This window comes from Flavihumibacter cheonanensis (assembly GCF_022352215.1).
GTDB lineage: Bacteria > Bacteroidota > Bacteroidia > Chitinophagales > Chitinophagaceae > Flavihumibacter > Flavihumibacter cheonanensis.
This window is the reverse complement of record NZ_JAKRWF010000003.1, coordinates 1-26,942: the sequence shown is the minus strand read 5'-3', so window position 1 is coordinate 26,942 and position 26,942 is coordinate 1. Positions and strand designations below refer to the sequence as shown.

The 26,942-nt window shown below is 38.4% G+C and carries 23 protein-coding genes; 15 read left to right on the top strand and 8 right to left on the bottom strand.

Annotated features, from left to right (window positions below; genetic code table 11):
- The first annotated feature begins 51 nt into the window (after nt 1-51).
- Nucleotides 52-609, top strand: coding sequence for a hypothetical protein (locus MD536_RS13995; RefSeq protein ID WP_239601220.1), 558 nt, complete (start codon nt 52-54; stop codon nt 607-609).
- 46 nt (nt 610-655) lie between these two features.
- Here the strand turns inward: MD536_RS13995 and MD536_RS13990 are convergent, their stop codons facing one another.
- Genes MD536_RS13990 through MD536_RS13980 form a run of 3 tightly spaced genes read right to left on the bottom strand, consistent with a single transcriptional unit; the run spans nt 656 to nt 6,245 of the window.
- Nucleotides 656-1,231 (bottom strand): hypothetical protein, encoded by a 576-nt coding sequence (locus MD536_RS13990; protein ID WP_239601218.1) that lies wholly within the window; start codon nt 1,229-1,231, stop codon nt 656-658.
- Complete coding sequence (locus MD536_RS13985; protein ID WP_239601217.1) at nt 1,224-3,365, bottom strand: DEAD/DEAH box helicase; 2,142 nt, start codon at nt 3,363-3,365, stop codon at nt 1,224-1,226. Before MD536_RS13985 ends, MD536_RS13990 begins: the two co-directional genes overlap by 8 nt.
- A gap of 12 nt (nt 3,366-3,377) precedes the next feature.
- Complete coding sequence (locus MD536_RS13980; protein WP_239601215.1) at nt 3,378-6,245, bottom strand: BREX system ATP-binding domain-containing protein; 2,868 nt, start codon at nt 6,243-6,245, stop codon at nt 3,378-3,380.
- A gap of 50 nt (nt 6,246-6,295) precedes the next feature.
- Between MD536_RS13980 and MD536_RS13975 the strand changes: the two genes are divergently transcribed.
- Nucleotides 6,296-6,490 (top strand): hypothetical protein, encoded by a 195-nt coding sequence (locus MD536_RS13975; protein WP_239601213.1) that lies wholly within the window; start codon nt 6,296-6,298, stop codon nt 6,488-6,490.
- Nucleotides 6,472-7,197, top strand: coding sequence for a hypothetical protein (locus tag MD536_RS13970; protein WP_239601211.1), 726 nt, complete (start codon nt 6,472-6,474; stop codon nt 7,195-7,197). The genes MD536_RS13975 and MD536_RS13970 overlap by 19 nt, the downstream gene beginning before the upstream one ends.
- Nucleotides 7,198-7,287: 90 nt before the next feature.
- Here MD536_RS13970 and MD536_RS13965 read toward each other — a convergent pair whose 3' ends face one another.
- Together MD536_RS13965 and MD536_RS13960 are read right to left on the bottom strand one after the other, a co-directional pair.
- Nucleotides 7,288-8,565 (bottom strand): SIR2 family protein, encoded by a 1,278-nt coding sequence (locus tag MD536_RS13965; RefSeq protein ID WP_239601209.1) that lies wholly within the window; start codon nt 8,563-8,565, stop codon nt 7,288-7,290.
- A gap of 244 nt (nt 8,566-8,809) precedes the next feature.
- On the bottom strand, nt 8,810-10,090 hold the full coding sequence (locus tag MD536_RS13960; RefSeq protein ID WP_239601208.1) for a TlpA family protein disulfide reductase: 1,281 nt from the start codon (nt 10,088-10,090) through the stop codon (nt 8,810-8,812).
- A 158-nt stretch (nt 10,091-10,248) separates the two neighbouring features.
- Here MD536_RS13960 and MD536_RS13955 point away from each other — a divergent pair, with 158 nt between their 5' ends.
- Nucleotides 10,249-10,626 carry a helix-turn-helix domain-containing protein gene (locus MD536_RS13955; protein WP_239601206.1) on the top strand — a complete coding sequence of 126 codons (378 nt, stop codon included), beginning with the start codon at nt 10,249-10,251 and terminating at the stop codon, nt 10,624-10,626.
- Nucleotides 10,627-10,835: 209 nt separating this feature from the next.
- Here MD536_RS13955 and MD536_RS13950 read toward each other — a convergent pair whose 3' ends face one another.
- Complete coding sequence (locus MD536_RS13950) at nt 10,836-11,081, bottom strand: helix-turn-helix domain-containing protein (protein ID WP_239601204.1); 246 nt, start codon at nt 11,079-11,081, stop codon at nt 10,836-10,838.
- A gap of 98 nt (nt 11,082-11,179) precedes the next feature.
- On the opposite strand from MD536_RS13950, the gene MD536_RS13945 reads away from it, so the two are divergent.
- From MD536_RS13945 to MD536_RS13930, 4 genes are all read left to right on the top strand, one after another.
- Entirely contained in the window at nt 11,180-11,767 is a 588-nt protein-coding gene (locus MD536_RS13945) for an RNA polymerase sigma factor (protein ID WP_239601202.1), read from the top strand.
- Nucleotides 11,768-11,839: 72 nt separating this feature from the next.
- Nucleotides 11,840-13,039: a FecR family protein gene (locus tag MD536_RS13940; protein WP_239601201.1), complete on the top strand. Its 1,200-nt coding sequence runs from the start codon at nt 11,840-11,842 to the stop codon at nt 13,037-13,039.
- Between the two features lie 148 nt (nt 13,040-13,187).
- Nucleotides 13,188-16,715, top strand: coding sequence for a SusC/RagA family TonB-linked outer membrane protein (locus MD536_RS13935; RefSeq protein ID WP_239601199.1), 3,528 nt, complete (start codon nt 13,188-13,190; stop codon nt 16,713-16,715).
- Between the two features lie 11 nt (nt 16,716-16,726).
- The gene (locus tag MD536_RS13930; RefSeq protein WP_239601191.1) at nt 16,727-18,070 is read left to right on the top strand and encodes a RagB/SusD family nutrient uptake outer membrane protein; all 1,344 of its coding nucleotides are present in this window, start codon (nt 16,727-16,729) and stop codon (nt 18,068-18,070) included.
- A 35-nt stretch (nt 18,071-18,105) separates the two neighbouring features.
- Here MD536_RS13930 and MD536_RS13925 read toward each other — a convergent pair whose 3' ends face one another.
- Nucleotides 18,106-18,402: a hypothetical protein gene (locus MD536_RS13925; protein ID WP_239601188.1), complete on the bottom strand. Its 297-nt coding sequence runs from the start codon at nt 18,400-18,402 to the stop codon at nt 18,106-18,108.
- Nucleotides 18,403-18,556: 154 nt separating this feature from the next.
- On the bottom strand, nt 18,557-19,291 hold the full coding sequence (locus MD536_RS13920) for a helix-turn-helix domain-containing protein (protein ID WP_239601186.1): 735 nt from the start codon (nt 19,289-19,291) through the stop codon (nt 18,557-18,559).
- A 326-nt stretch (nt 19,292-19,617) separates the two neighbouring features.
- Here MD536_RS13920 and MD536_RS13915 point away from each other — a divergent pair, with 326 nt between their 5' ends.
- The 7 genes from MD536_RS13915 to MD536_RS13885 all read left to right on the top strand — a co-directional run.
- Nucleotides 19,618-20,544 carry a helix-turn-helix domain-containing protein gene (locus MD536_RS13915; protein ID WP_239601184.1) on the top strand — a complete coding sequence of 309 codons (927 nt, stop codon included), beginning with the start codon at nt 19,618-19,620 and terminating at the stop codon, nt 20,542-20,544.
- A 224-nt stretch (nt 20,545-20,768) separates the two neighbouring features.
- Nucleotides 20,769-21,224 (top strand): hypothetical protein, encoded by a 456-nt coding sequence (locus tag MD536_RS13910; RefSeq protein WP_239601182.1) that lies wholly within the window; start codon nt 20,769-20,771, stop codon nt 21,222-21,224.
- Nucleotides 21,225-21,275: 51 nt separating this feature from the next.
- A complete protein-coding gene (locus MD536_RS13905; RefSeq protein ID WP_239601180.1) occupies nt 21,276-21,593 on the top strand; it encodes a LytR/AlgR family response regulator transcription factor in 318 nt (105 codons plus the stop codon).
- Nucleotides 21,594-21,828: 235 nt separating this feature from the next.
- Nucleotides 21,829-22,395 carry a hypothetical protein gene (locus MD536_RS13900; protein WP_239601179.1) on the top strand — a complete coding sequence of 189 codons (567 nt, stop codon included), beginning with the start codon at nt 21,829-21,831 and terminating at the stop codon, nt 22,393-22,395.
- A 2-nt stretch (nt 22,396-22,397) separates the two neighbouring features.
- A complete protein-coding gene (locus tag MD536_RS13895; protein WP_239601177.1) occupies nt 22,398-22,790 on the top strand; it encodes a DUF5675 family protein in 393 nt (130 codons plus the stop codon).
- The gene (locus tag MD536_RS13890) at nt 22,787-23,014 is read left to right on the top strand and encodes a hypothetical protein (protein ID WP_234864721.1); all 228 of its coding nucleotides are present in this window, start codon (nt 22,787-22,789) and stop codon (nt 23,012-23,014) included. The genes MD536_RS13895 and MD536_RS13890 overlap by 4 nt, the downstream gene beginning before the upstream one ends.
- A gap of 588 nt (nt 23,015-23,602) precedes the next feature.
- The coding region (locus MD536_RS13885) for a hypothetical protein (protein ID WP_239601175.1) at nt 23,603-26,942 on the top strand (3,340 nt) is incomplete at its 3' end.

Genomic DNA, 26,942 nt, shown 5'->3' with positions numbered 1-26,942 from the left:
ATAGTTGTATACGTCAAGATCCACAAAAAAATAATATATTACTTATAATTCATGGCGAACATTTTTGATAATGATAAAGAATTTAAAGCTTCAATTGGTGCTTTTGTAATTGCATTTTCTGAATTTGAGTTTGGTCTAAATTATTTATGTGATTTAACTGAATTTGATTTATATAACAAAGATTATTATGTTGTAAAATACTTGGGAATGACGTTTGAAAGTAAAATGAAGACCATCAATGATTATATCGATATTCATATGAAGGAATTCAGTCTCAAGTGGGAAAGAATCAAGAGCGAGGTTGGTCCTATTAATAAAGAACGACGATATATTGTACACGGATTTATGGACTATTATCTACCTAATGAGTCAATACGTACATATGTAAAGGAAAAAGGAGAAATTATTTCTAAAGATTTATCTATTAAACATATAAAAAATCTAACAAATAAGCTTCACCATTTAAATAATGGAGAACATGGAATAAAGGGTCAGTTTCATATTGATTTTACTAAAAGGCGTGTTGATAAATGGAATGAATTGGTTAATGATAAATTCAAAATAGTTTATAAAGTCAATTCTGATATTGTTTCTGAATGGAAAGGATAATAAACTTAAATTTTTAACTCTTGGTACTCTTTTCTGAGAATTCAAATTAATGGAGTTCAAAATTTTTTGCATCATGACGTATTCTTTTCATTGCTGAATTTAATATTTCAATCATTTCATTATATTGGATGCTTAATTCATTATAGATATTTCCGGAATTTTGTTGAGTTTCAGAATCATTTTCAATATTTGAAATTTTAAATTGTTCTGTTATTGAAAGAATTCTATCATGGGCGTCTATTAATTGTTGTGTAATGTCTTCAAAGTCATAATAATATGGAATTACTGCAATAATATATTCGTATGATGAATTGAATTTCTCCATATGATTATTCAATTCATTTAGCTTTTCTTCTATTGAAGGATCTTCTTCAGTATTTATGCTATTTTCTGATTTTGAAAGATGAGCGAATATATTTTTACTTTTCCAGAGAACTCCAACCATAATATTTAAGGCTCCCATTATTTGTTCAGATGCTGTTATTTTCCTCTCAAAATATATCTTATAAAGTTGCTGTTTGAATTGTCTATTTGTTAGAAGAACATCGGCTATTTTTGATAAAATAACCGTACCTAATGATGAGGTCAATGCTATAATTACTGAATACTGAGTTTCAACCATAATTATTTATTTTATTAAGTTTTATGAATAGGCCCTGATAATCCATAGATCTCTCAATAATTGTTTTCCTGGCTATATCTTCTGACAGACAGTTGCTAAACTTTGAGAACCAGGATGCTTTCACATGATTCTTTGTTAAGTTGGTCATTTCTTCTTCTGTAAGGGTTTTTAGTTTTTCAATGAATTGCTGCCAATCAAAATATTCACGGTTGTTTTCTTTCTCTAGTGATAAGTATTGGTAAGTAACCCTAAGTTCAACTCCCTCCAGTACAAGGGCCATTTTTGCAATAGCCCGGTTTATTTTATCGCCACAATAGGTCCATAGAATTGTGTTCAATCCTTCTTCTGAGTCTTGAATGACCCAGGTTCCGGGCTGCCAGCCTATATCAGAAACACTATTCCGAAAATGTTTTAAGACCAATTTGGCATCCCGATCAAGGAAGTATAATTCCTCCTGGGAGTGTAATATTCTTCCAACCTCTTGAGCCACTTCGTAAGGAACATCCGAGCCATGGTAGGTTACCCACTTTGGAGCGATGCCAGATTTGTTTTCCACAGCTTTGATCCGCTGCATTTCATGATCAATTTCCTTTGCCTGCCATTCTTTCCCCCCTAATATAAATACAAAGGGTGCTGTCAGCGTTTTGGCAAATGCTATGTCCAATGTTCCTATAACATTCTTCCCATTTACCACTTCATACATTGGGCCACTGTCAAAAATTGCAAATAGCCGCCTGTAGTTCATTTTTAGAAATTCCGCCTCAGTTTGATCGCCGGTAACCAATAAATCAGCACCCACTTTCCGCAAATAATCGGTTTGAATCATATTGGCAATTAATTCATCAAATTCTGACCGGGAAATCGAAGAGAAACAGTATGCATTTTTCAAAATTTCCCAGCTTTTGTCCGGTGTTATGCCTTGTTTCTGGAGTGTTAAGCAAATAATCTGATGCGCTAGTATATGGAATGCTTTTTTAGGAAACAATACATTTTCAGAAATCCCCTTCAACCCTAGATTAACACTGGCAATTAATAGCAGTAGGTCTTGCTCATCGCTGCAAAAACCCAGAAAATATTGCGGCTTCCCTTCTCTCCGGCCTGTCCTGCCTACCCGTTGTAAAAATGAACCTGCACTAGCCAGACCTTCAATCTGTATTACTTTGTCGAGTTCTCCTATATCAATCCCTAGTTCAAGAGTTGAAGTTGATATTATTGCATTTAGGTCACCTTCTCCCTTATCTATTTTTATTAATCGTTCTGCCTCTTCTCTCATGAATTTACTTACGGATGAATGGTGCGTTCTTACTTTAAATGGGTACTTGTTTCCTTGCAATTCATTAATCTGATTCAGTTTTCCCGCCAGTTCTTCAGTAAATGTTCTGGATCGGGAAAAAACAATTGATTTGTGCTTTACCAATTCATTGTAAACAGCCACATCCATCCCTTCTCCATCATTTTTAAAGAACTTGATCTGAAAATTTTTTTCCTTTTGCTTCTTGGTTACGACTTTAATGGCAATTCCTTTTCTGTGAGGTTGTAACCAATCCATTAATTCCTCCGGATTACCAATAGTGGCTGTAATCGCGATTCGCTGAACAGGGTGGTCAAGGGGGTATGTCAATCTTTCCATCAGGCTCACCAAATGTGATCCTCTTTCAGTCAAGGCAAAATAGTGGGCTTCGTCAATTACTATTGTTTCCAGGCTTGCAAATACGTCTGTCCAGTTTGCCCTACGCAGCAAGATCGCTTCCAGGGATTCTGGTGTGGTGAGTAAAATGTCGGAGGGAAACAACATCTGCTTGATCTTATCGGTTTGACTTACATCACCATGCCATTTAAAGGCTTCGAGGTAACATTTTTTGGAATAATCACAAACCCGAATAGCCAAATCATTCAGCAAGGCTTTTAGTGGAGCGATATACAATACTTTAATGCCTGTATTCTTATTTCTTGCTATCCTGGATAATAAGGGAAATAAGACTGCTTCTGTCTTGCCTCCGGCAGTAGGAGCTTCTATAACGCAGTCCTGGCGATTATAAATCGGGTCAAATGCCTGTTGTTGAATTTCTGTTAATCCACCGCGCCATTTATCCGCCACAAATTCCTGCAGGCGGGGATGCAATTTATGTGTCATTGGCTGAACTTTCTAGTTTACGGATGTGTAAGATGGTGATATTACAGTATCCTTTTTGAGAAACTGGGCAAGCGATACCCCTCTGTTCTCTTCACAAAGATCAAGCATCTGAATAAATTCCCGGAGAACCGGACGTGGCTTCCTGTCCACCACTTCATCGCCAGACATGGTCCAGTCGTTCAGCAATTCTGATATTGTTTCATCATCTGCAAACTGCCGGGCATCCCAATTATAAGCATTCCCATATAGATCTCTCACTTTGAGCAAGACGTCGCTTAATCTTTCTTTATTCAGGGCCTCCAGACGAATTATAGGCTGGCGCATGCTGACAAAGTGGTGATCGACCCTGGACATGACTCTTTCTGATAAAGCTTCATAGCTTTTTAAGCCGTATCGTTCGTCTTCGAAGAATTCATCTGTGCCAGTGAATACCAGTAAGCAGCCCGGTAGTGCATTCCTACCGGCTTCATCAATTAGCAGGCGGAGTGTTTCAAGTGCCTGTTCCCGCTGCCGGGCATGTGGAAATTTCCGGATCAATTCCAATTCATCCACCAGTAATAACAGCCCTTTATATCTGGCACCACTTATAATTTTAAGTAAGGCTCTCATCCGGGGAAATACATTATTTGCTTCCAGGTTACCCTTTACCCCAATTTCCCGTAAAGCCTGTGCTGAAAGTGATCGGCTGCCGGTAATCCAGGAAACTGCATTTGAAACCAGCTCCATATTGCCACTTACCTTTCCTTCGTAAAATGCCCTAAGAGCTTGTGGGAAGCCAGGTTCGATATCATTTAGGTTCGCTAGTTCTGATTCAATCGTCCGATCAACTATCTGATTTAGCTTTTCCTGATTGGCTGGACTATCAGGCGATAGCTGTTCGATTTTGGCAGTCTTGGTATAAATATTCAGGAGCCAGGACTCCAGGATATCTACCAGGGCACTGGAATCCACTTTTTCGGGTGTTCTTAGCCCCGCTATTAGGCCGGAAAAGAAAATAGGAAGGTCAGATAGTGGTTGATCGTGCCCGATATTGATGAAGGATACGGCATATTCCTGATCCAGAGCATATTCTTTCAACCAGCTACACAGAAAAGTTTTACCGGAACCATACTGTCCCCGAATAAATTTAAAGTGCGATTTCTCAGCTGCTACTTCGGCCAATAATTCTGATAAATGTGTCCTAACAGTGGGTTGCCCTACAGCCAGCATTGCCAAATTGTGATTCGGTACTACTCCGTGGCGCAGGGCATCAATAATATCGCGTGCAGATTTGCGCTCCAGGACATTGTCATCCAATATTTCGCTACCTACCCACTGGTAGATGTTTGCATTCTGGATGCTTTTAATCTGGACAATCTTTTTTCCGAAGCGTTTCATTTTGGCAATCAGTTCTGCCATGTTAGCTTTATGCAGGAACCAGCCTAGCCGGTGTTTGGCAACGATACGCTCTATGTCCTGCTCTGTAATTGATTTGGCGTCTTTTAGAATTGCAAGTACTACTTTTTCACTGTGATCCAGCTCAGGGTATTTTTCATTTACCTCATCCCAGTTGGTTGGTAATGGTACCTGCTCCTGTATTTCCTGGTGAATACTAATTTCACTGGTTGGAAGAGGAGGTGCAATGGGCAGGTCAATTGCAGATTCGCCAGCTGTGAATGGAATATGTTGATTTGTAATGACCGTTGGAACATAATCGATAATCCGGTCAACCAGTTCCTGTTTTGCGCCTGTACTATGAAGCATCAGTTTACGACAAAGTTGGGCAAGGTCTTCTTTTCTCAACTGGCTTAAAATGGAACGTTCTGACCAGTTACTCTCTACAATACGTTTAACCTTTTCCTCCTTGGTGCCGCTAACCATCAATTCATTTTTATACATGACGTCGTATAATTGCTGGCCGGTTAAGTTTAAGAGGATTCTTGAATAGGTCTCAGGGTCCATTTCCCGGAGTTCTGGTTCCTTTGGAATTATGGATTGGGGTACTTCAATAACCTTTTCTTTTAAATCGGAATCTGTATCAAAGAATTCAATAATGTTGGCGATTACAATATTTTTTACCCCACTGCTGGAAATATTATTCCTTCGGCAGACGTCTCTCAGGGATTCAAGGCTATAGGTGTTCAGGATTTCAGTGGGCGGGATTAAGCTATTCATCAGGCGCTCAATTAGCTGGTCTTTAGAACCACTTATGTTTAAATTAAAGCTGCCAAGTGCAAAAGCAAGTTCTTCTTTACTAAGTGTATTCAATAATCGCTTGAAGGCATTATCGGTAATTTCAATGCCAAAAACCTTTTTAATACGGACTGCTACTTCTTCTGCAATAACATAGGAACTATCAACCGCCAATAATATACCGGTGCTTAGTAAATGGTTTCTGGCAACATAGTATTCGTGTTCCAGGTCCCAATTATTGAGGATAGATTCATCGTGCATAAGGACAAAGTGTTCTCTATCCCAGATGCCCAATTCTTCCTTAACGAGTTCCAGGATATGGGCTTCACTGTGGTCAATAACGCCATCGTTTTCCCATGCCTTTTTTAGGATTTTAATATAAAGCTGGGGGTATTTCTCCTGGGTCTTCTTGTTGGATTTTGCTGACTCTTTCAAGGAGGCGGTGTTTTCTAATACCCTGGCTTTAAAGCCTTCCACATCAGACAAATAGCCGGGAGATTGTAAAATGGTATTCAGGATGGCGTAGGTAGGAGGGCGGCTATATAGGATTTTATCGGAGATATAGGATTGTGAACTTAAGGCTGAGACGATTTCCTGAACGATTACAGGTTGGGGGAGTCTAAGGTTAATAGCTTCGTCTACCTTGTCTGATGAAATCTGGTCAAGTACAACCGTATCGTACTTCAGGAGAATTTCTTGAAGATTCATAGAAGAGGTTTGGGTTTAAATGGCAAAATCAGAATCGGAATTTTTAATATATGAAAAAATATCCATTAATATACAAGGGGGCTGATTTTTTTGCCTTTGATCAACCAATTTTAATGGCAACTAAAAATACTATAAGATGTGGACGAGTTTTTACGGGATACCGTAAAGTAGGAAAGGGGTATTTAGGTAATATTGGTTATTGTAAAAATAAAATTCATAAAACAAAGTGTCTAAGGGAACCGTAAATAAAAAGGAATCACAAAAAACAGATTATTCCGTTTTAGTACTGCTGTTAGTTGGCCTGATATTCTTGTATTACAATGTTTTTCGGAAAGATAAAGTGAATGATACTGAATCAACATCTTCTGAATATCAAACAGTGGTTGCAGCATATTCTGTAATCAATATTGAATTAAACAACAAACGTGCTTTTAATGTTTCTGTTCGGATCTATGAAAAATTGCCGGATATTCAATTAATGGAAATAGCCAACAAAGTAAAATCAGATATAGATGCTGTTTCAGATAGAGGAGTGGTGTTTTTTCTGCTGCCTGAAATGCAGGAAAGAAATGGGCCTTGGGCAGCCGTTGATTATAATCCGGAAATAAAGGTTAGAATTATTGGGAAATCAATAGAAGATGAAAGGAAGATCCGATCCGGATTGGGGAATGTTACTGACTACGTTGGCCTTTGGATGGATGATGGCATACCAGGTGATGCGATTATACGAATTCGTAATGATAAGGTGGAGGGATTTGTGCTAGAATTAATTTCTCTGTATGATCCCAAACCTAGTAATTTGGCAACGTCAATAAAAAGAGTAAAAAAAGATGGTAAAACTATATATCTTGATCTGGACAATAAGGGACAATATTTTGTAGTTGAGGAGAATGGTGATTTGTCTATGTATGATAGTTATGGGTTTAATTCAAAATATTTAAAATTGCGGTAATAGCTTACAGATGCTTAATTTTATTTAGATTGCGATCATTACGAAGTAATAAATAAGTGAAGTATGGTAGTTTATTTTGTTTTAGGAAATTTATTCTATTCCGTTATCTAATTCCCACTTCATGAATTCTTCAAATGTCATCGTATAAGCAATATGCTTATTATTTACGTAGTAATGAATATTATGTTCTCTGTTTGAAATTGGATGAGTCAACTCACTATTTCTATTCAATAATAGTGTTTTGAAGACTTTTTCATCAATGTTATTCTTCAAGAAATACGGATCTATTATTTTTAATTTCAAAGATTTGTTATGTCTTAATCCAGTCAATATTGCTTGGTTAATATGTTCGTCACCAAATGAGTATCCTATAATATACAACTGCTCTACATTGCATAAATCCCTATCAAATGCGGCTTGCATTTGTTTAAACGGGCTAATCATAGATTTTTGGACTTTTTGATATCCTGTTATTATTGGAGAAATAAATATTGATCGTTCTTTTTCAATTTCAATTGTTGTGGAAGTATTATTTATTGGTAAACATGGATAGTCGTGTTGAAAAATTTCTGGATTTGTATATCCACGTTCATCTATATGTTTAACTTTCCAATAGATTGAACCGTGTAGATTATATTGAAAATTTCTATAGGTATTATCTATTATCGCTTTTACATTGGGCTTGTTATCGGAATTAGGGTTAAAATTGTTTGTTTGGAATCCATTAAATAGCTCTATAGAATTATACTTTAATAAGTGAATGTAGAGGTGATCGTAGTTAAGTGTATAATATCGCAACCCAGTCAATTTTTCATGAAATTGCGCCCATTGTAGAAATAATTTAGAGATTTGAGTAATATTTTCTGGATTATTTAGTCCCATTTGGTATTTATAAGAATACCTAATAATTTCATTATTAATTGAAGTAATTAATACATTTAATAAATATTGAAAATAGTAAACTTCAGGATTGCTATTTTGTGAATTACTTCTTGAATATTCAAATAGTTTTCCTTTCGGAATATTTAATCTCCAATTAGGATTGTTTTTTGTTTTTGGGAGGTCAAAATTTAATATTTCTGAATCATATTTTGATTCAAACAAGCTGCCAATAATTGAAGGCTGAGAATTATTCTGACTCTTTGCGTGAAAGGAAGCTAATTCTTCAATTGCACTAATAATCATTTCAAAGTTTACATCCTTTTTTTTGTCACTAAGAGTATTATACAAGAATTCAGTTATTGTTGTTTCATTATCTGTGCATTTAAATCCTACATTTCTTATTAATTCTGTAAGTTCTGATGTTGTGGGACCACCCCATGCAATGGCTGCACCCGCACCAAATAAATATGCTTTTGAATTTTCCATCTAATTTTATTTGATCAAGAGCAGAATTTAGCATTTATGTTTTTAATTAACAAATCCCCGAAGAATCGGGGATTTTCAAAGTGGGTAAAACTAAAAACACCACTTTCACACATGAGAAAAATGGTAACCGGGCGATGTCAGATTCGTGCCGGTTATTTTTTACCTGTGGGTTGATTTCCGGCAATGGGGGTGCCGGTCCATTCGCTTGCCTGGGCGATGTAACTAAACATTTTTATTGATTATACTATTTTCTTCGGATGACCAGTACTTTTAATTGTGCACTGGATGGTCTTAATTCCAGATTGTATTTACGCAATTCTTCGGCAATTACATTTAATTCGCGAAGCGGTCTGTCAAAATACAGATCCACATTGAAGGATATGCCCGTTTGATTTACCACAGGCAGCTTAAATTCCGGAACCTGATTTAGAATCTTGACAATTTTTTCTATACTGCCATTCTGCAGATATGGATTCTTTAAACTGTATAAGGTTGATTTTGAACTTGACCCATCTGATCTGAGAGCCCCTTTTTTACCGGTATATACTAGCGCATAACAGGGCACCTTCCTTGTTTCCAAAAGCACGCTATAATCTGTATAACGGTTGATTGTTTCAAAAATGGATGGAAACAAAGATTCCGGTTGGTTTTTGGGTACCAATACTCCTAAACTGTATATGGAAGTGTTTAGATCTTCAAAAATGCTATCCCTGGTTAATTGGTTCTTTTCATTGTCCGTATCAATAATTATCCGGTTTTCTGTAATGGAATTATCCATTCTATGTGCAACTTCCTTTACAATTGTTAACAAAGACTGATTGGCTATATTTAAGCCATAGGGTTTTTCACCTGGTCCAAAAGAATACCTACTATCTCCCAGTCCATGATAATATCCTTTAATAAATACCGAATGCTGCAGTAACTGTTCCATTGGTAAAATTTCTTTGGCGAAAAGTGGGTGTTTTATATCCACATCGTTTTTAATGTTTAATTGTGTTTTTTCATTTTCCAGTACATTTATTATTTGTTTCCGGTTTATTTCATCAGTTCCGGTTAATGCCAGCAATTTGCCCTCTGGGGTTATCCAGGCATAATGTGGCGCATATTCGCAATTGAACAAGATTCTTGCAATGCTGTCTTTATATATAGTCGGGAGGTTTAGTTTGCGTTTATTGCGATGTTCCCACTTACTCAGAAAACTACAAATGACTTCCTCTGAACTGACTGAATTATCAATATTCACCAGCATGATGGTTAGGCTATTCTTGAATTCCTGCTGAAGGGAATCCATGTTTGGGAAATTCTTAATGCAGGGTGGGCAATACATGCTCCAAAAGCCCAGGATTAACCATTTACCACGGTGATCCTCTATGCTCGTTGATTTAAAGGATCCATTAGCTACAAATTCAAATTTTATATTGGGAACCTGTTCTCCCAGGTTCAGCGGTTTGATTTTGCTGTCAGATTGAGCACGACTCTGCAATGCCACTGTCAGGCATATTTGCAGTAATAAAAGGTATTTCATGTACAACAGATTTGTGTTAGGAAAACATAATTCCTTTCGGTTGTACAATCTTGCTAGTGAGAATTTTTGCGGAATTGCTAAATTGAGGGCTGATTTTGGATTACGATAATCAAGTTTTGAGAATTTTATCCAAATTTGTTGTTCCTTAAATCTTATCTATGTCTACTACTACATTAAAAATACTTCGCGACCTCCATGGGTACAAACAGGAAGAACTGGCTGAAGTCCTGAATATTAGTCAGAATTCATACAGTCGGTTGGAACGAAATCCCAAAGCACTCACCGCTGATCAGGCTCAAAAACTGGCGGAGTTTTATAATGTTGCGATAAATGATTTGTTATCTGAATCAGCCCCAATAATTACTTTTACTGGTTCAACATTCAATTCTGGTAGTAACGCTTTCAATAATAACATCGAAGAACAAAACTACCATTATCACGATAAAGAGGTTGGAGCTTTAAAGGAGGAAGTTGAATATTTAAGAGCGCAGAATATGCAACTACTTAAACTGCTCGAGAAATATTCAAGTCAGTAGGTTTTTTTCCTTTCGATAAAAGCAGCTTTTTGAGAATGCAATTCTGAATTCTCAGGTAATTTATTTGATCGATTAAGTTTTTCTTTATCTGAAATTCAGAAATCGTATTCTTATTTGTATATGGAGCTTTAGGTAACAACTGAACTGCTGTACTCCCCTGATGAAATTGACAGTCTTTAAATAATACTATAATAGGTTGAGGTTTCATATCATTCCTCCTCCTCTTCTTCCTTATCAGTAAATAATTCTACCAATTCAACCTTTAGAGCTACCGCTAGTTTTACGATTGTAAGAAACTCTATATTATTAAGGCCATTTTCTATTCTACTAATTTCTGCTCTATTGATTCCAGTGCGTAATTCCAGGTCCAATTGAGAAATATCCAGCTCCTTCCGCAACGCTTTAATGCGTTTGCCGAACAGTATTAATTCTTTCTCAAAACGTTTGTTGGACATAGTTGAAAAGTCCAATAAAGCGCCTGTTTAAAAAGTGGGTTATAGTACACATTATTGAATTTCTTTTTATATTTGGTAGGAGGAAGCATGAATACCGAATGCAAGAAGATCTTCAATATGACCACTGGATTTCCTTTCAAAAGGGCGAGGAGAGGGGCTTCACCTTCTTCTTCAAAGCATATTATCCTTCCTTCTGTCAGTTCGCCAACCACCTTATAAATGAACCTGCAGAGAGCGAAAGCCTGGTTTCAGAAGCTTTCCTTGCTGTTTTTAAGCATCGGGCAAAACTTGGCAGTCCTGCAGAATTGAAGCGCTACTGTTATAAAGCAATCCGGAATAGCTGCCTGCAATGGCTCAAGGAAAAACAAAAACGGGAAAACCTGCACCAGGAATGGAGTTATACTTCCGAATCAACTGAGGATCATGTACTGAATGCCATGATTCGTTCTGAATTATTTGAATCCCTCCACCAGCTAATTGAATCCCTCCCCCCTCAATGTTCCAAAATACTTTCCAAACTCTACATCGAAGGTCAATCGGTTAAAGAAATTGCCGAAGAACTCAACCTCTCTGTCTCTACGGTCAAAAACCAGAAAAAAATAGGGCTTGACTACCTCAAAAAATCCTTCCAGACAAATTTATTTATGTCGGTTTTGGTCTTTTTTATGCGTTATGTTATTATATAGGATACAGGCTTACGCTTTCAAAAATTATTGAGTATCTTATTGTAGCTGTCTGTCTGTTTAAATAGACCAATCATGCATTTTGGAAATAACGGGAATGATCAACCGCCCCTGGATAAAGCGCAACGCATTGCCTACCTGATAGCAGGCTATGTGCGCAATACCCTTTCCGAAAAAGAAAGGGATGAACTGGATGATTGGATCTGTGAAAATGAAATGAATGAGGATACTTTTCTGGAATTGATTGATCCTAAGTTTCAAGAACAAGGTATCGAAGAACGAAAATCATATAATAGCGCCCTTGCTATAGAAAAAATTCGTGAAAAACTGCAGTTCCATCAGCCAGCCACCCCGGTTAAACCAATCCGAAAGTGGCTGGCACCTTTGGCTGCTGCTGCACTTGTTCTTTTGGCGGTATTGCTGTATTGGATCTATGCTCAACCAGATCCAACAGCTCCCCCCAACTCAATAAATCAATTGGCTTCCTTAACCCCTGCTGAACATAAGGCTACCATTTCCATCCAGAATGGTGCTACCTATTCCCTGGATAGCCTTCCCCAACAGGTACTGGCTGGTTCAGGTTTGGAAATAGATACTGTAAATGGTTTTATGCGGTATAGACCTGGTTCTGGTACTGCCGAACTGCATACCATCCGGGTGCCCAGGGGTGCTCAATTTCAATTGCAGTTGCCCGATGGTTCACTGGTTTGGTTAAACGCGGAAAGCAGTATCCAATTTCTGTCTGTTATGAATCAAAATGAACGGGTGGTGGACGTTTCCGGAGAGCTTTTTTTTGATGTTAAAAAAGATCCTTCCAGAAAGTTTATTGTTCGTTCCCGGGACCTTCAGGTAGAAGTACTGGGTACCCGTTTCAATGTTAACCTGAATTCTTTTGATCACTTACCTAAAGTGTTTTTGCAGGAAGGAGCTATTCAATTATCGGCCACTAAAAATGCTGGCATTAATGAAAAATTAGTGCCCGGACAAATGGCAACGCTTAAATCGAGCCAGTTGCAAGTTGCCAGGCCAAATGAAGAACTGGTTCTGGCCTGGAAAAATGGCTGGTTTGAATTCGAAAATGCTTCTATAGAAGAAATTATGGAAGAGGTGAAAAGATGGTACAATGTAGAGGTGGAATTCTCTGGTAAAATAAACGATCGGTTTACAGCCAGTATTGAAAGAAACCTACCGGCAGACGGACTGCTGGAACTACTTCAAATGACGGGTAAAGTAAGGTTTGAATACAAAGAAGGAAAAATCATTGTTAAACCCTAAAAATAGATTGCCTATGCTTTAAAAAACAGGCTAAAAAAACCGCTTCGTATTGCGGACGAAGCGGTTGAAGAATGGCCAATTATCAGTACAATCTTGCTGATTGAATCCCTGGAAGGATTTTATTAATTAACCAAAACTGACTAAAGGTATGAAAAAATTCATACTAGATGGCATTGCCATTTCCAGCACCCCTGCATTTAATCTAAACTCTAAATGTATGCGGTTAACGATTATCTTAACCTTATTCTGTGTACTCAATGGTTTCGCCCACGGTTATGGGCAACAACTGTCCCTGAAAATGGAAAATGCTTCTCTGGTTACTTTTTTTACAGAGTTGCGTAAACAAACAGGTTATCGCTTTATATATACCGAAGAAACCATTCGCAATGCAAAGCCAATAACGATTGAGGTAAAACAACAACCACTTCAGGTGGTGCTGGAAATGGCGTTGGCCAATCAACCCCTTCAATTTAAAATTGCCAATCAATATGTTATAATTAAAGAAAAAGAGATAAGTCCTGTTCCTCCTCCAGCTCCTGTTATTCCTATTGAAATCAATGGCATTGTGCTGGATGAAAAAGGACAACCGCTTTCCGGTGCTACTATCCAAATTAAGGCTAGTGGTAAAATGGTTAGCACTGATAAAGAGGGCCGGTTTAGTTTACTTGTACCGGATAAAGCAGCTGTCCTCATTATTACCAATATTGGGTATGAAAGAAAAGAACTGGTTGTGTCGGACCAATCGGAACTCATTATCAGACTTCAGCCAAGGCCCAGTGAACTCGAAGATGTGGTGGTGAATTTAAATACGGGGTATCAAGTGTTGCCAGGCGAAAGAGCTACAGGTTCCTTTACCCAGCTCAACAATACCCAGTTAAATAAGCAGGCTGGCCCCAATATCCTGGAACGCATGCGGGGTATTACCAATGGGGTATTGTTTGATTCCAAGCGAACCAATGCCACAACCAAAAGGCTTGACATCACCATCCGGGGATTAAGCAGTATTCAGGCTTCCCGGGATCCATTGGTCGTGTTGGATAATTTTCCCTATGAGGGAGATATTAATAACATCAATCCGAATGATATTGAGTCAATAACTGTTTTGAAAGATGCCGCAGCCGCTTCTATCTGGGGAGCAAGGGCAGGTAACGGTGTTATTGTGATCAATACCAAAAAAGCCCGGTTTAACCAGGAAACCAAAGTGAATTTCGCTGCCAACCTCACCCTGGTAGAAGAACCGGATTTATCAACCATCCCACTGATTTCTTCCTCCGACTTTGTGGATACAGAATTATTCCTATTTAGCAGAAGATTTCGATTCGCGGATACTGCTTCAATAAATAAACCTGCTTTTTCGGAAGCATATGAAATACTGTTCAAACGGAGAAATGGTTTGATTTCAGCCGCAGATTCCGCAGCACAAATTGATGCACTCCGCAGAAGGGATATTCGTGATGAGTATAGGAAACATTTTTATCAGCCAGCCTTCAACCAACAGTATTCCATCAGTATGTCGGGTGGTGATAAACAAATGAATTGGCTTTTTTCTACGGGCTTTGATTATAACAAATCAGAACTAAACCAACCCTACCGGCGACTTACCTTAAATCTGGTGAATAATTTTCTGATAGGAAAGCGACTGACTATTTCTACGGGTATGAATTATTTCAATATTCAAACCAGCAATGGAAACCCAGCTTATGGCTCTATTGCAACGGCGGTTGGGCAATTAGAACCCTATACCCGTTTTGCTGACGAAGCTGGTAACCCTATACCGGTTCGAAATACCTACCGTTTGTCTTTTCTGGATACCGTAGGAGGTGGAAAGCTCCTTGACTGGCACTACTATGCTTTGAATGATCACCGGTTTGTTAATAACAGGAACCTGACGAATTCAATCCTATTAAACCTGGGAATACGGTATGATATCTTGCCAGGACTGAATGTTGATGTTAAATACCGCTTTGAACACCAGATGGGTGATAATCAAACGGAATATACTCAGCAAAGCTTTTTTGCCAGAGATCTTATTAATAGATTTTCTCAGTTAGATTATAATACAGGTCAGGTGGTTCATAAAGTGCCAATTGGTGGAATCATGGATAGACGTACTTCTTCATTGTATCATCATTCAGGTAGAGTTCAGCTTAATTTTTCCAGGCAGATTGGCAATTCTTCGATTAGCTGGATTGGAGGTACGGAAGTTCGCCAGGTAATAACAGCCTTAGACGGGAACAGGTTATATGGATTCAATTCTAATAATCTGGGTGTCACCAATATAGATTTGGCTAGTGCATGGCCTAGTTTTGTTACAGGATTCTCGAATTTTATACCGGATGGCAGGGTCATAGACAGATTTAATAACCGATTTGTTTCTGTTTATACCAACCTGGGTTATAACTATAAAGACAGATACTTTCTCACGGCCAGTGCAAGGCAGGATGCTTCTAATTTGTTTGGAGTTAATACCAATAATAAATGGAATCCATTATGGTCAGCAGGTTTTGGCTGGGAGTTGAGTCGCGAGAATTTTTACAAGTTCGATTTGCTCCCTTATCTGCGATTAAACCTGACCTACGGCTATTCCGGAAATATTGATCCCTCACAAGCTGGTGTTACAACCATCCGATATGTCTCAACCAATCAATTTTTGGGAACACCGGAAGCTGATTTTGATCGTTTTGCCAATCCTGATTTGCGTTGGGAAAAAGTGGGTCAAACCAATATTGGACTCAGTTTTCGTTCAAAGAATGATCGGGTAACCGGTAGTATTGAATATTTCAATAAAAATGCGAAAGATCTACTGGTTCGAGTTCCCATCGATTATACCGCGGGCCTGAACAGGCCTACCATTATCCGAAATGCGGGAAGGCTTGTTACCAGGGGAGTGGATATTTCCTTGAATTCAGTAAATATCAAAAATAGAAACTTTAGCTGGACCAGTTCTCTTCTTGTAAATGTTGCAAAGGATAAACTAAAGGAATTTTACAACCCACGTAGTTCAAATACGCTGGTAAGTGAAGGTGGAGTAGGTGGTATTTTAGAGCGTCCTCTTTATGCCATTTATTCCTATCAATGGGCGGGTTTGGACCCTGAAACTGGAAAACCACTTGGGTATTTGGATGGCAAAGTTTCTAACAATTACAGTTCTATTACCAATTCCCGCTATCCGGTGGATCAATTACGTTACCATGGACGAGATGTTCCCCCAACGTATGGTGCCTTAACCAATACCTTTCATTTCGGTCGGTTTTCGGTGGGAGCTACTATATTGTATCGGTTTAATTATTACTTCAGGAAAAACTCACTGAACTATTATCAATTGTTTAATCAGAATATTGGCCATTCGGATTTTTCGCTTCGCTGGCAGGAACCGGGAGATGAACTAAACACCTTTGTTCCGGCATTTACCTATCCGGCCAATACCCGGCAGGATGCTTTTTACCAACGATCTGAAGTTCTGGTATCCAGGGCTGATAATATTCGATTGCAACTGGTGAACCTGAATTATAGTCCGAAAATTCGAACAAACAAGTTGTTTTCCTCAATGGAGATTTTTGCAATCGGCTCTAATCTTGGTTTGATTTGGAAGAAAACCAACTTTGATGTGGACCCAGATTTTCAGGATATCAGACCTGCCAGGGCCTATACCTTGGGTATTCGTGTTAACCGTTAAACTAATTGACTATGAAATACATCATTTTATTCTCACTCTCATTAGTCTTTGCCTCCTGTTCAAAATATTTGGATGAAAAGCCAGATGAGAAACTTAGTGCGATGAACTCATTGGAGGATTGTCAGGCAATATTGGATAGGAGCCTATATGTTAGCAGATTTGGAATAGGATCGCTGGAAACATCAGCAGATAATTATTATTTAAATCCGGATTTCTGGACTCAGATTGCTGAAGAGGATCGGAACATGTATAGATGGGCTCCAGAAAATATATATCCACGTTATGGATTGACGGGTAATGATTGGGCCTACTGTTATGATAATATTTTCCGTGCGAATGCGGTATTGGAAAAAGTAGATGAATTTAAAGATAATGGTCAGGAATATAGGAATGTAAAAGGCCAGGCTTATTTTGTAAGAGCACATCATTATTTACAGGCGGTTTGGACCTGGGCATTGGCTTATCAGAAAGCAAATGCCACATCCCAATTAGGTTTGCCATTAAGAACCGGTACTAATTTTAATGAGGAGGTGGGGCGCTCTAATTTAGAACAAACTTACCAACAAATAGTCCAAGATGCTTACAGGGCAATTGAGTACTTGCCAATAACTCCTCAGCATGTCTATCGGGCTTCAAAGCCTGCAGCAATGGCATTATTGGCCAGGATGTTTCTCTCCATGAATCAATACGATAGCTGTTATAAGTATTCGGCGATGGCCTGGTCCCTTAAATCAGACTTGCTAGACTATAATAACCCTTCTGAAGTAAATGTTACCGCAGATAAACCATTTCAAAACTTTAATAAAGAGGTGATTTTTGAATATGGATCCATTCTTGGGTTAACCAATCCGCAGTACTCATTTATTGATACAAATCTGGTAAGGAGTTATTCTGACAGTGATATAAGAAAATATGCTTTTTTTATTCCCTTAGGTAATCAGTTTACCTACAAGGGATCATACAACAATAATTCAAATTTTGCTGGAATAACAGCTGCTGAAGTTTTATTAATGAAAATAGAGTCGGCAGCTCGTTTGGATAATTCATCCGAAGCAGTTGAAGGATTAAACCAGTTTTTGCTGCATAGAATTCAAACTGATCAGTTCATTCCTTATGTATTTACCAATAAGGAAAATTTGATTGCAGATATTTTACAGGAAAGAAGAAAGGAGTTGCTCATGCGAGGTCTTCGATTTATGGATATTAAACGATTAAATGTTTTGGGGGCTGGAATTATCATGAAGAGATTAATAAATGGAGAAGAAATCGTATTACCTCCTAATGATTTAAGATATGCATTGGCAATTCCTGAAGATGTAATTGCTCTATCGAAAATAGTTCAAAATCCAAGATAAGTAAAAGGCTGCCGAAAATGTCGGCAGCCTTCTATTTATGACCGAGTATCAAGTGTGTTAATGTTCGCAAATCCATTATCTCCTATTTCATCTACCAAATCCATGATAGTGACTACTGAGCTTGATTTAGGCGAAACCAGGCATTTAATTTGACCTTCAGATTCGCATTCTTCTAAGTCACTTGTACTCCAATTGTCAGGATCCAGATAATCTGGATTAACACTTGGTCCAGTGTATTTGAAAGTTTGGGTATATGGCTTTTCCTTAGCTGGTGAAAACGCCAGAATACCACCTGTGAGAATGGCCACAAAGGCCAGCAGATACAATTTCATAAACATAAAATTTAATGATTATGCCTACTCTTTTATTCAGGTTTTCAGCAATTTCCCTGCCGTTGCAACGTGAAATAAAGTTCCTGTAATAATCCTATAATATTTTATTTATGAATGTCGCTAGAAGTCGGATTTATTACAGATTCCGTCATTTTTAACCACTACGCCGTTCTTTTTTGAATTTCCCGGGAGTGGTGTTATATACTTCTTTAAATGCTTCAATAAAAACAGGTGGTCGCCAACCAGATTTATAAGCTGATTCTTTTACAGAATAGCCACTTAAAAGATACTCTGTTGCTTTTGCCAGCCTTAATTTTCGTTGATAATCTGCGGGTGTATGATGGTAAATTGCTTTAAACAATTGCTTGAATTTGGTTAGGCCCATACCTATTTCATCTGCCAAAGACTGTAAAGTTCGCTGTTGTAATAAATCCTCTGACAGGAGTCGCTCTACCTGTTGAATTTTTTCATAATCCTCCTGGTTATAGTCTTGGATAGGGTTATGCCCGTTTAAATTAACTAGCAGGTTAAACAAAATATCTCCCACTTTATTGTCTATGAAATGCCTTCGTAATTCAGATTCGAGTTTGCATTTTAATATCTGCAGAATATATTCTCTTGATTCAAGTGGCGTGTAATATGCGCCTCCATAAGTATCATTGTTGTTTTCCTTATATAAGGTCTGAAATAAACCCTTCATTTCTTTCAATAAATTTCCCTTGTATTGAAGAAAAATTACTTCTACCAATGTTTTATTTGTATTGTTCCAATTAATGCTGCTAGCGTCCTGTACCCTTAACCATTGATTAGCTGAAATTTTAGTTTCCTGATTGCTATTTATGGATAGGATAGATGTCCCGGTAATACAAAATATAATTGTCTCCTGCAAAGGGTCCAGTTTGCATCGGTAGGGAAAGCTATGCTTAGAGCAGAGTGTATGATAGGAGAGGGTGTAATCTTCCGAATTTATTTCCTGCATGGTCAGGTAGCCATCGTCAAACCAATAGGTACAAATTGGGTGTTCCACAAGCCTACACCCCGGAAAGTTAGGGGGTAGCATATTGGATATCTCCAGTTTGTAGGGAATATGGGTATCAATCAACGGCATGAATGGGCTAGGGTTTGGCGGATAAAATAATAAAAATTTAATCTTCCTGCGCCCACACTTTATTTATTTGACCATTTTGGTTATTTTTTCTAAACCTTATCTTTTCATTGGTCGGCAAATTTTCACATAGCGATCTTGGTCCGATTCGGTTTTTCAAACGCGAACCGGATTTTTTTACGGGTTCCCGTATTCGAGGTACCCAATTCGGGCATGCATCCGCATTTAATGGTACAATCTATATACAGCAGTATGTAAATTCTTCATTTGCAATTTCCTATATCGATTTTGAACTCGCTAAATCAGTTGAATTGAAATGGGATTTCCCTGCTTTCAACTACTTCATGCTTTTCGTACTGGATGGTAAAATTGCTTTTGACGTTGGTTCCGGGCCATCTGCTACGCTTTCTAAAGGTTATTATACCTGCCTATCCAGTGCTCCGCAATCCTTACAGCTATTTGAAGAGGAACATGCCATTATCCTGGTTGTAGCCAGTAACAGCAACAACCCATTTGAACAGCTAAGCTTGCCAGATAAATCGGCGCTCATCCTTCCGTTTCCAGCTGCTATGAAACTGCTGCTGGATGAGTTTCTTTCCAATGAATACAATGAATTGCTGCTGGATCTCTACTATGAAAAAGTGGTGAGGGATCTGCTCTTCTTTTACTTCCTATCCATACAGGAAAATTCTAATTCAGGCAGATCCGCCATTCCGGAACCTATTAAAGCAGCCCATGACATCATCCACCATGCCAGCAGAGATAGGTTTTATTCATTGGCTGAACTGGCCGAACTCACCGGCATTAGTGAAAGCACGCTTAAAAAAGGTTATAAAAAATATTATGGTACCAGTCCATTTGATCAGCAGGTATTAATACGCCTGAAATGGGCGCGCGAGCAACTGGAAAATACCGATCTCCCTTCTTCTGAATTATTCAGGGAGGCAGGTTATGCCTATTTAACTGGTTTTTTGAAAGCCTTTAAAAAGCAATACGGCTTATCCCCAAACGAATGGCGCAAGCGGCATAAAAAGTAAAGTATTATCCAATCAGGTAAGTTTATTTATCCAAAAAGACTGCTTGCGCTGCATGCACCATTGGATTAGTTGAGTACTAAGGATGATTTTTTGACTGTTTCGATTTTTGGTTGATGGCTCAGTTTGATTCGTTCAGGGTAGCTATTTTATTACTCACGGTACTTCATTTGGAAATGAACAAAGCATTGCTTTATACTTGATACTGTTAAACCAAAACAGTTCCTATGTACAAAGTTAAAGCCCCCAAATTCCGCCACAACAACTATAATTTTGTAAGAAGAATGCGGTATGCGAAACAAGCAACTAAAGATTCTTTTTTCAGAACCTTGTACCGCATGCTGCGTAAACCTGGTTATTCTCTTTTTGAAACCGCCCTCCTGGATAGCATGATGGCCCCCAATATTGTTGCTGTTGGCTGGAATCACTATACCGGTCAGCAAAATGATGAAATTCCGATTGTCGTATTTGATGATACCGCTGTTGCGAGTGTGCAGATCACTATTTACGACAGGAATGGCGATCTGATTGAAACTGGTTATGCATTACCAACCGATAGATTTCAAGATTGGGTTTATACCGTATTGAAAGAGAACAGGGCAATTGAAGGTTGTAGAATAGTAGTGGAGGCAATGGACTGGCCCTGCAACAAAACCACTAAGTCTTACCGTGTCCCGCTTTAAAATGGGTGATTTAACGGTTTGAAAATTTCTATGCGGTTCTTAGTTTTAAGTATGCGTAAGGATATCTTCATTAGCTATCAGCATAAAATAATCCGAATCAATCCGGCAGATATAATTCTGGTGGAGGCCACCGGTGAATACAGTCAGCTTAAAACCACTACCAAAAACTATCTGCTGCATACCCCCATCATCAAATTGGAAGCCGTTTTATTACCCCATGGCTTTTTCAGAGTACATAGAAAATTTATCATCTCGCTTAGCCGGATCACGCATGTAGAACGTAAACGCGTTATCCTGGGAGATCTGCAGATTCCCATCGGTTATAGCTTTTATAAAAACTTTTTAAACCAGCTCGATATCCTGCAATAAAACCTGGTTCAGGTTCTGATTCTCCAACCGGTGGCTGTCGTTTGGCAGTAGGGGAGGAACGACCCCTTGTTGTCACTCCGGTTTTTTTTCACTTAGCCTGATCTGAAGTTAGTCAGACCTAACCCCGACGTTACCAAGAGGTTACCATGAGGTTTCCATCAGGTTACAAATAGGTTACAAAAAGCTAACAAAAAGGTTAGGTTCCTATTTAAAAATCCTATTAAAAACCAAAACAATGGCAAGAAACAAAAACAATATCCTCGCCCGCGGCTTCAGTGGAGCCGTAGGCAAACAATTGGTGCTCCGTACCAGTGGCGAACGTACCTTCCTGGCGAACCGCCCCAGCAAAAATCCCAATCGGGTTCCAACACCAGCACAGGAAGCTGTGCAGTTGAAATTTCGTGAGTCGGTGATTTACGCAAAAGCTGCTATCCAGGATCCTGCATTGAAGCTCGATTACCAGGCAGCAGCCAGACCCGGTCAGTCGGCTTTTAATGTCGCCTTCAACGATGCTTACAAAGGCCCGGAATTGTCCAACCTCAATACCGAAGCCTATGCCGGCAACCCGGGAAACATCATCACGGTACGTGCCATCGATAATTTCTTTATTGATTCGGTTCGGATCAGCATTTTGGATTCAACCGGAGCAGTACTGGAAGAAGGTGCAGCCACACCCAATGCAAACGGGCTTGATTTCAGTTATACGGTTACACAGTCCAATGCCAGCCTGCCGGGAACAACCATCCGTGCGGTGGCAGAAGACCTGCCGAAGAACAGAACCATCCTGGATAAAGTCCTTTAATCATGGAACTGTTCTTATATCGTGAATATCATCCGTTGGGAACAAACGGCATCCTGGTCTGTAACAACAGCCTGGTATGTTATACCATTGAACTGCCCTGGCAGGATAACCGTAGAATGGTATCCTGTATACCCGAAGGTCGTTATCAGTTGGTGGAGCGATACAGCGAAAAGCACCGGTTTCACCTGCTGGTGAAAGGTGTTCCCGATCGTACGCTGATTCTGATCCACCGTGCCAACCATGCAGCCAAAGAGCTCAAAGGTTGCATAGCTCCGGTAACAGAACTAACGGCACCGGGTAAGGGAAAAGGATCCGCCCGTGCATTCAAGGTTTTGATGCGCCTCGTTTTTAAATCCATATCCGATGAAGAACCCGTAAAATTAAATATACTATGAAACAGCACGAAATAGACAGGCTCTCTATTATAGGTCGCGCCAATGCCGAAACGCCCAGTTTCTTTTTGAAACTGCGCAACATTGGATTGGTACTGGCTTCAGTCAGTGCCGCCATTTTGGCTGCGCCCATCACGCTGCCCGCAATCGTCAGCACCATCGCCGGTTATATCGGTGTAGCAGGTGCCGTTGCCAGCGCTGTAAGTCAGGTTACGGTTAAAGGTTAACCGTTAGTTTGGATGTGCGAATGCCCGATCATTTGATCGGGCATCTTTTGTGGTGTGAAAATTGGATAGGCTGTAATGCAACATTGGTATATGTTTCAGCGTTTAATAATTTGATTAGGTTGTTCAAACAGATTCTGCTTGGCCTAGTCATATCCTCATCTAAAAAACTTAGTATAAACGAAGTTTGTTTATCTTGCTGCTCCAGTTGCATTAATCTATTCTGTAATATTTTACCTATTCGTACCTAGCAAACGCCTGTTGGTGTAATAATTGAATTCCCTTCTTGTGATTATTTTTTCTTCTAGTGCAAAACGAATATTGAAAATCAATTTGTTCTGAGGCTGATTTTCAGATGCTAAATTCTTTAGAAAAAAATACCGTGTTTTAACGGGTTGTTTTTTAAGCAAACATTTTCTTCTTTCGTAATCGAAACAGAAACTGCTGATACTTCTAATCTGATTAAACCTACTCTTCACTTGAAAGTTTTAATTCAAGTTGTGATTCGGTGTATCTGGTAGATAAATTCAGTTTTGATTCAATTCTGTTTAATCCTACTCATATAGTTATCAACTGTTAATATCTACTGGAATGTCAAAAAAGTTTTTTTTGCTATTGCTAATGCTTTGCTGTGTTTTAATCTCTTACTCACAAACAAATCCCTTTAATGAAGTAAGTATTGCTTCTCCAAATGCCGCTTCACTTGGAAAATTTATAGATGCTCCAGTTAATCTTCATAGTGGTTTGCCTCAAATTGGTTTTCCTGTTTTCACAATTAAAGAGGGCCCCATTCAATTGCCCATATCATTAAATTATCATGCAGGTGGCTTAAAGGTTATGGAACCTGCAAGTTGGGTTGGGGCAGGATGGGCTTTAAATACGGGAGGTGTTGTTAGTCGTACTGTACAGGGAATACCAGATGAAGCATTTACTGGTTCTGGTCCAGCTGCAAACAATAATCTTGGATCTCATTTTACCAATTATGGTTATCATAATTACCTAGGTTTTTCTGACGTATTAACAGGGGCTACTATTGGAGATTTGGATGCTGGTCGCTGTGATGGAGAACCAGATATGTTCACTTTCTCATTTGGTAATTATTCGGGTAAATTTATTTTTGGTGAGGAACGAATGCCAATTCTTCTTCCGGAGCAGGACCTAAAAATTGAGTATGTATATGAGCCTGGTTTTAATAAAAGTATCGACGCATTTATATTTACCACACCAGATGGACTAAAATATTATTTTGGTGCTACTCCTGCATCAGGTGATGTTGATCCTGTAGAGAGAACCAATCCCTGGACAGCCACTGGTGGAATGAATCCTACTGCAGCTACTTCTTCGTGGTATTTGAATAAGATACAAACACAGGATGGCTTATTTCAAGTTTCATTTGAATATGAAGTTGAAAGCTACTCATATCCAACAATAGCTATGTTGTCCCTTAATAAACGGGAATTAAATTCTTCAACAAAGAAAGAATATGCACTTGTTAAGAATATTGTTAGTGGGGTGAGAGTAAAAAAGATAACATGGACAAGCGGTTCCATTAATTTCATTCCTGGGCAAACAAGAATTGATTTAGCAGGTACTGCTTCCAATGGTGTTAATGATGATGAACCAAATGTATCAGCTAAAACATTGAGTGAAATTGAAATAAAATCGATTGATAATACACTATGTAAAAAGTTTAAGTTTCTATATAGTTATTTTTATGATGCGACCAGCCCATTAAATGGAACTATTTCCAACCATAATATAAATACTGATCGGTATAGATTACGACTTGACACAATTAAGGAATCCAGTTGCGATAATTTGATTAACCTTCCACCCTATACTTTCGAATATTTTACAGAAAAAGTGCCTCGGAGATTATCATTTGGTCAAGATCATTGGGGTTATTACAATGGTCAAACTAACAATAATACGTTAATAGCAAGCTATACACTAAATAAATATACTGAAGTTCCTATGGCTAACCGGGATCCAAACTGGCCAGCCATGCGAGGAGGAAGTCTTAAGAAGATTAAATTCCCCACTGGAGGCACACATGAATATGAGATGGAACCTCATCGAACTTGGGTAAGTTTCAATAAATATAATCAAACCATTAGACACAGTAAAGGGATAGGATTCGACGGTACTTATGTGCCCAGTTATACGAGTCCCAATTTGACTTTGACAGCTAATGCCTATAAGTTGACTATTAGTCTCAGCAGCCCTTTTCAAACTACTAATGCATCAGCGACTGTTTATTTGAAGAATTTGTCCAATCAAATTTTATACCAGGTAAATGTTAATAACAATACCAGGAGTAATAATCTGACCTTTGATGTTCCCCCCGGCCAGTATTATTTATACTTAGTCATGTCAAATAGAACTGCTCCTGAAGGTTGCTCTATTAATCTTTTTGAAATGGTTCCTTATCAATACGAAACCGATGAAATCGTAGGCGGCTTGAGAGTCAAATCGACTAAAATATCAGATAAACCCGGTAGTGAGATAATTACGGATTACTCCTATATGGATGGAGCTAAATCAAGTGGCATTCTTTATATGCGTCCTACATATGTTCAGGTTATCAGAAATGATAATAATATCTATGTTCCAAAGGTATTGCCAAATGGATTTATATCATACGAATTAAATCCGTGTAGTAGCAATGGTTGTGAATCTTGTGATTTTGGTGCTGAACGAGATTATTTTGTCTCTGCTGCTCCAATACGACCAATGGAGCATTCACAAGGACAGCATATAGGTTATAATGAGGTAAAAGTATCCAAGAACGGTAATGGGTACCAGATTTATCGATTTTATGGTTCTAATTTTTGGGACTTTGACTACCGTGATGTAGTTACCAGGAATGTTAATCCTATGGATGCATGTAGTTTAACTATTCCGAACTATCCAGAAGCGCCCCCACCTATGGATTTTAAAAGAGGTGAGTTGAAGTATGTTGCCAGTTTTGATAATTCTGGAAATATTTTGGAAGACCGAACCATCATTCCGGAATATCAAGTTTCAGAAATATTTACCCCTGGAATAATTACATATCATCCTTTACCTCCGTCTACATTTATTACAAAAACAACATATGAAATTAGATCACAAAAGAAAACAAAGTCGACTGAGATATTAACAAAATTTGCCGCTGGTAATCAAGTATTGATAAATACAGTAGTAACAGAATATTCTAGTAAATGGCACAATTATCCAACATCGGTTACACAAACCAATTCAAAAGGGGAAAATATAAAATCAACGTATAGGTATTCAAGTGACTTGCAACCTTCAACTAATTTAAGCTTAACTACATGTGCTTCCGAATACAATACTGCAATAAATAATGAAAATGCAAACTATACTGCTGCAAATGCAGCTTGTACTACTCAAGAATGTAAAGGTTTAGCATTAAAAAATCATTATGCTAATTTGTTTATAATTAGAAGAAATTATATTGATTGTAGAAAGGTAAATTACACAAATTCGAATAATACATACGTATCAAATATTACAGCTGCAAAAAATTCTGCAAGTTCTGAACTTAAACCAATTTTTGATTTAATTCTTAGTGGACGTAATGCACTGATTGAAGAGCAAAAGTTTAATAATACATTTTTAATATCATCTCAATATATTCAGCAAAACTATGGACTTACGACTCCGCTTTTCGTCCATCCTGAAAAAATGTATACAATTCCATTAAGTAGTCCCTCAGTTTCAAATTCACAAGTTTCTCTTTCAGGTAATTCGTTAGTGAAGGATAGCCGTTATGAGTTGGATGCGAGTGTGGTGATGCGCGGTAGTAGTGTGTTGGATCAGGTGACCAAGCGTGGTAATCAGCCGGTATCGTATTTGTATGATTCAACGAATACGGAGGTGGTGGCAGAGGTGTCAGGCGCTTCGTTGGCAGATGTTGCTTTTACTT

Coding starts and splice junctions, on each gene's coding strand:
- MD536_RS13950 (WP_239601204.1), bottom strand. CDS start 11,081: ATGTCCAACAAACGTTTTGAGAAAGAATTAATACTGTTCGGCAAACGC.
- MD536_RS13925 (WP_239601188.1), bottom strand. CDS start 18,402: ATGAAATTGTATCTGCTGGCCTTTGTGGCCATTCTCACAGGTGGTATT.
- MD536_RS13895 (WP_239601177.1), top strand. CDS start 22,398: ATGGAACTGTTCTTATATCGTGAATATCATCCGTTGGGAACAAACGGC.
- MD536_RS13990 (WP_239601218.1), bottom strand. CDS start 1,231: ATGGTTGAAACTCAGTATTCAGTAATTATAGCATTGACCTCATCATTA.
- MD536_RS13900 (WP_239601179.1), top strand. CDS start 21,829: ATGGCAAGAAACAAAAACAATATCCTCGCCCGCGGCTTCAGTGGAGCC.
- MD536_RS13955 (WP_239601206.1), top strand. CDS start 10,249: ATGTCTACTACTACATTAAAAATACTTCGCGACCTCCATGGGTACAAA.
- MD536_RS13935 (WP_239601199.1), top strand. CDS start 13,188: ATGAAAAAATTCATACTAGATGGCATTGCCATTTCCAGCACCCCTGCA.
- MD536_RS13985 (WP_239601217.1), bottom strand. CDS start 3,365: ATGACACATAAATTGCATCCCCGCCTGCAGGAATTTGTGGCGGATAAA.
- MD536_RS13890 (WP_234864721.1), top strand. CDS start 22,787: ATGAAACAGCACGAAATAGACAGGCTCTCTATTATAGGTCGCGCCAAT.
- MD536_RS13910 (WP_239601182.1), top strand. CDS start 20,769: ATGTACAAAGTTAAAGCCCCCAAATTCCGCCACAACAACTATAATTTT.
- MD536_RS13980 (WP_239601215.1), bottom strand. CDS start 6,245: ATGAATCTTCAAGAAATTCTCCTGAAGTACGATACGGTTGTACTTGAC.
- MD536_RS13930 (WP_239601191.1), top strand. CDS start 16,727: ATGAAATACATCATTTTATTCTCACTCTCATTAGTCTTTGCCTCCTGT.
- MD536_RS13975 (WP_239601213.1), top strand. CDS start 6,296: ATGAAAAAATATCCATTAATATACAAGGGGGCTGATTTTTTTGCCTTT.
- MD536_RS13965 (WP_239601209.1), bottom strand. CDS start 8,565: ATGGAAAATTCAAAAGCATATTTATTTGGTGCGGGTGCAGCCATTGCA.
- MD536_RS13905 (WP_239601180.1), top strand. CDS start 21,276: ATGCGTAAGGATATCTTCATTAGCTATCAGCATAAAATAATCCGAATC.
- MD536_RS13945 (WP_239601202.1), top strand. CDS start 11,180: ATGCAAGAAGATCTTCAATATGACCACTGGATTTCCTTTCAAAAGGGC.
- MD536_RS13960 (WP_239601208.1), bottom strand. CDS start 10,090: ATGAAATACCTTTTATTACTGCAAATATGCCTGACAGTGGCATTGCAG.
- MD536_RS13995 (WP_239601220.1), top strand. CDS start 52: ATGGCGAACATTTTTGATAATGATAAAGAATTTAAAGCTTCAATTGGT.
- MD536_RS13940 (WP_239601201.1), top strand. CDS start 11,840: ATGCATTTTGGAAATAACGGGAATGATCAACCGCCCCTGGATAAAGCG.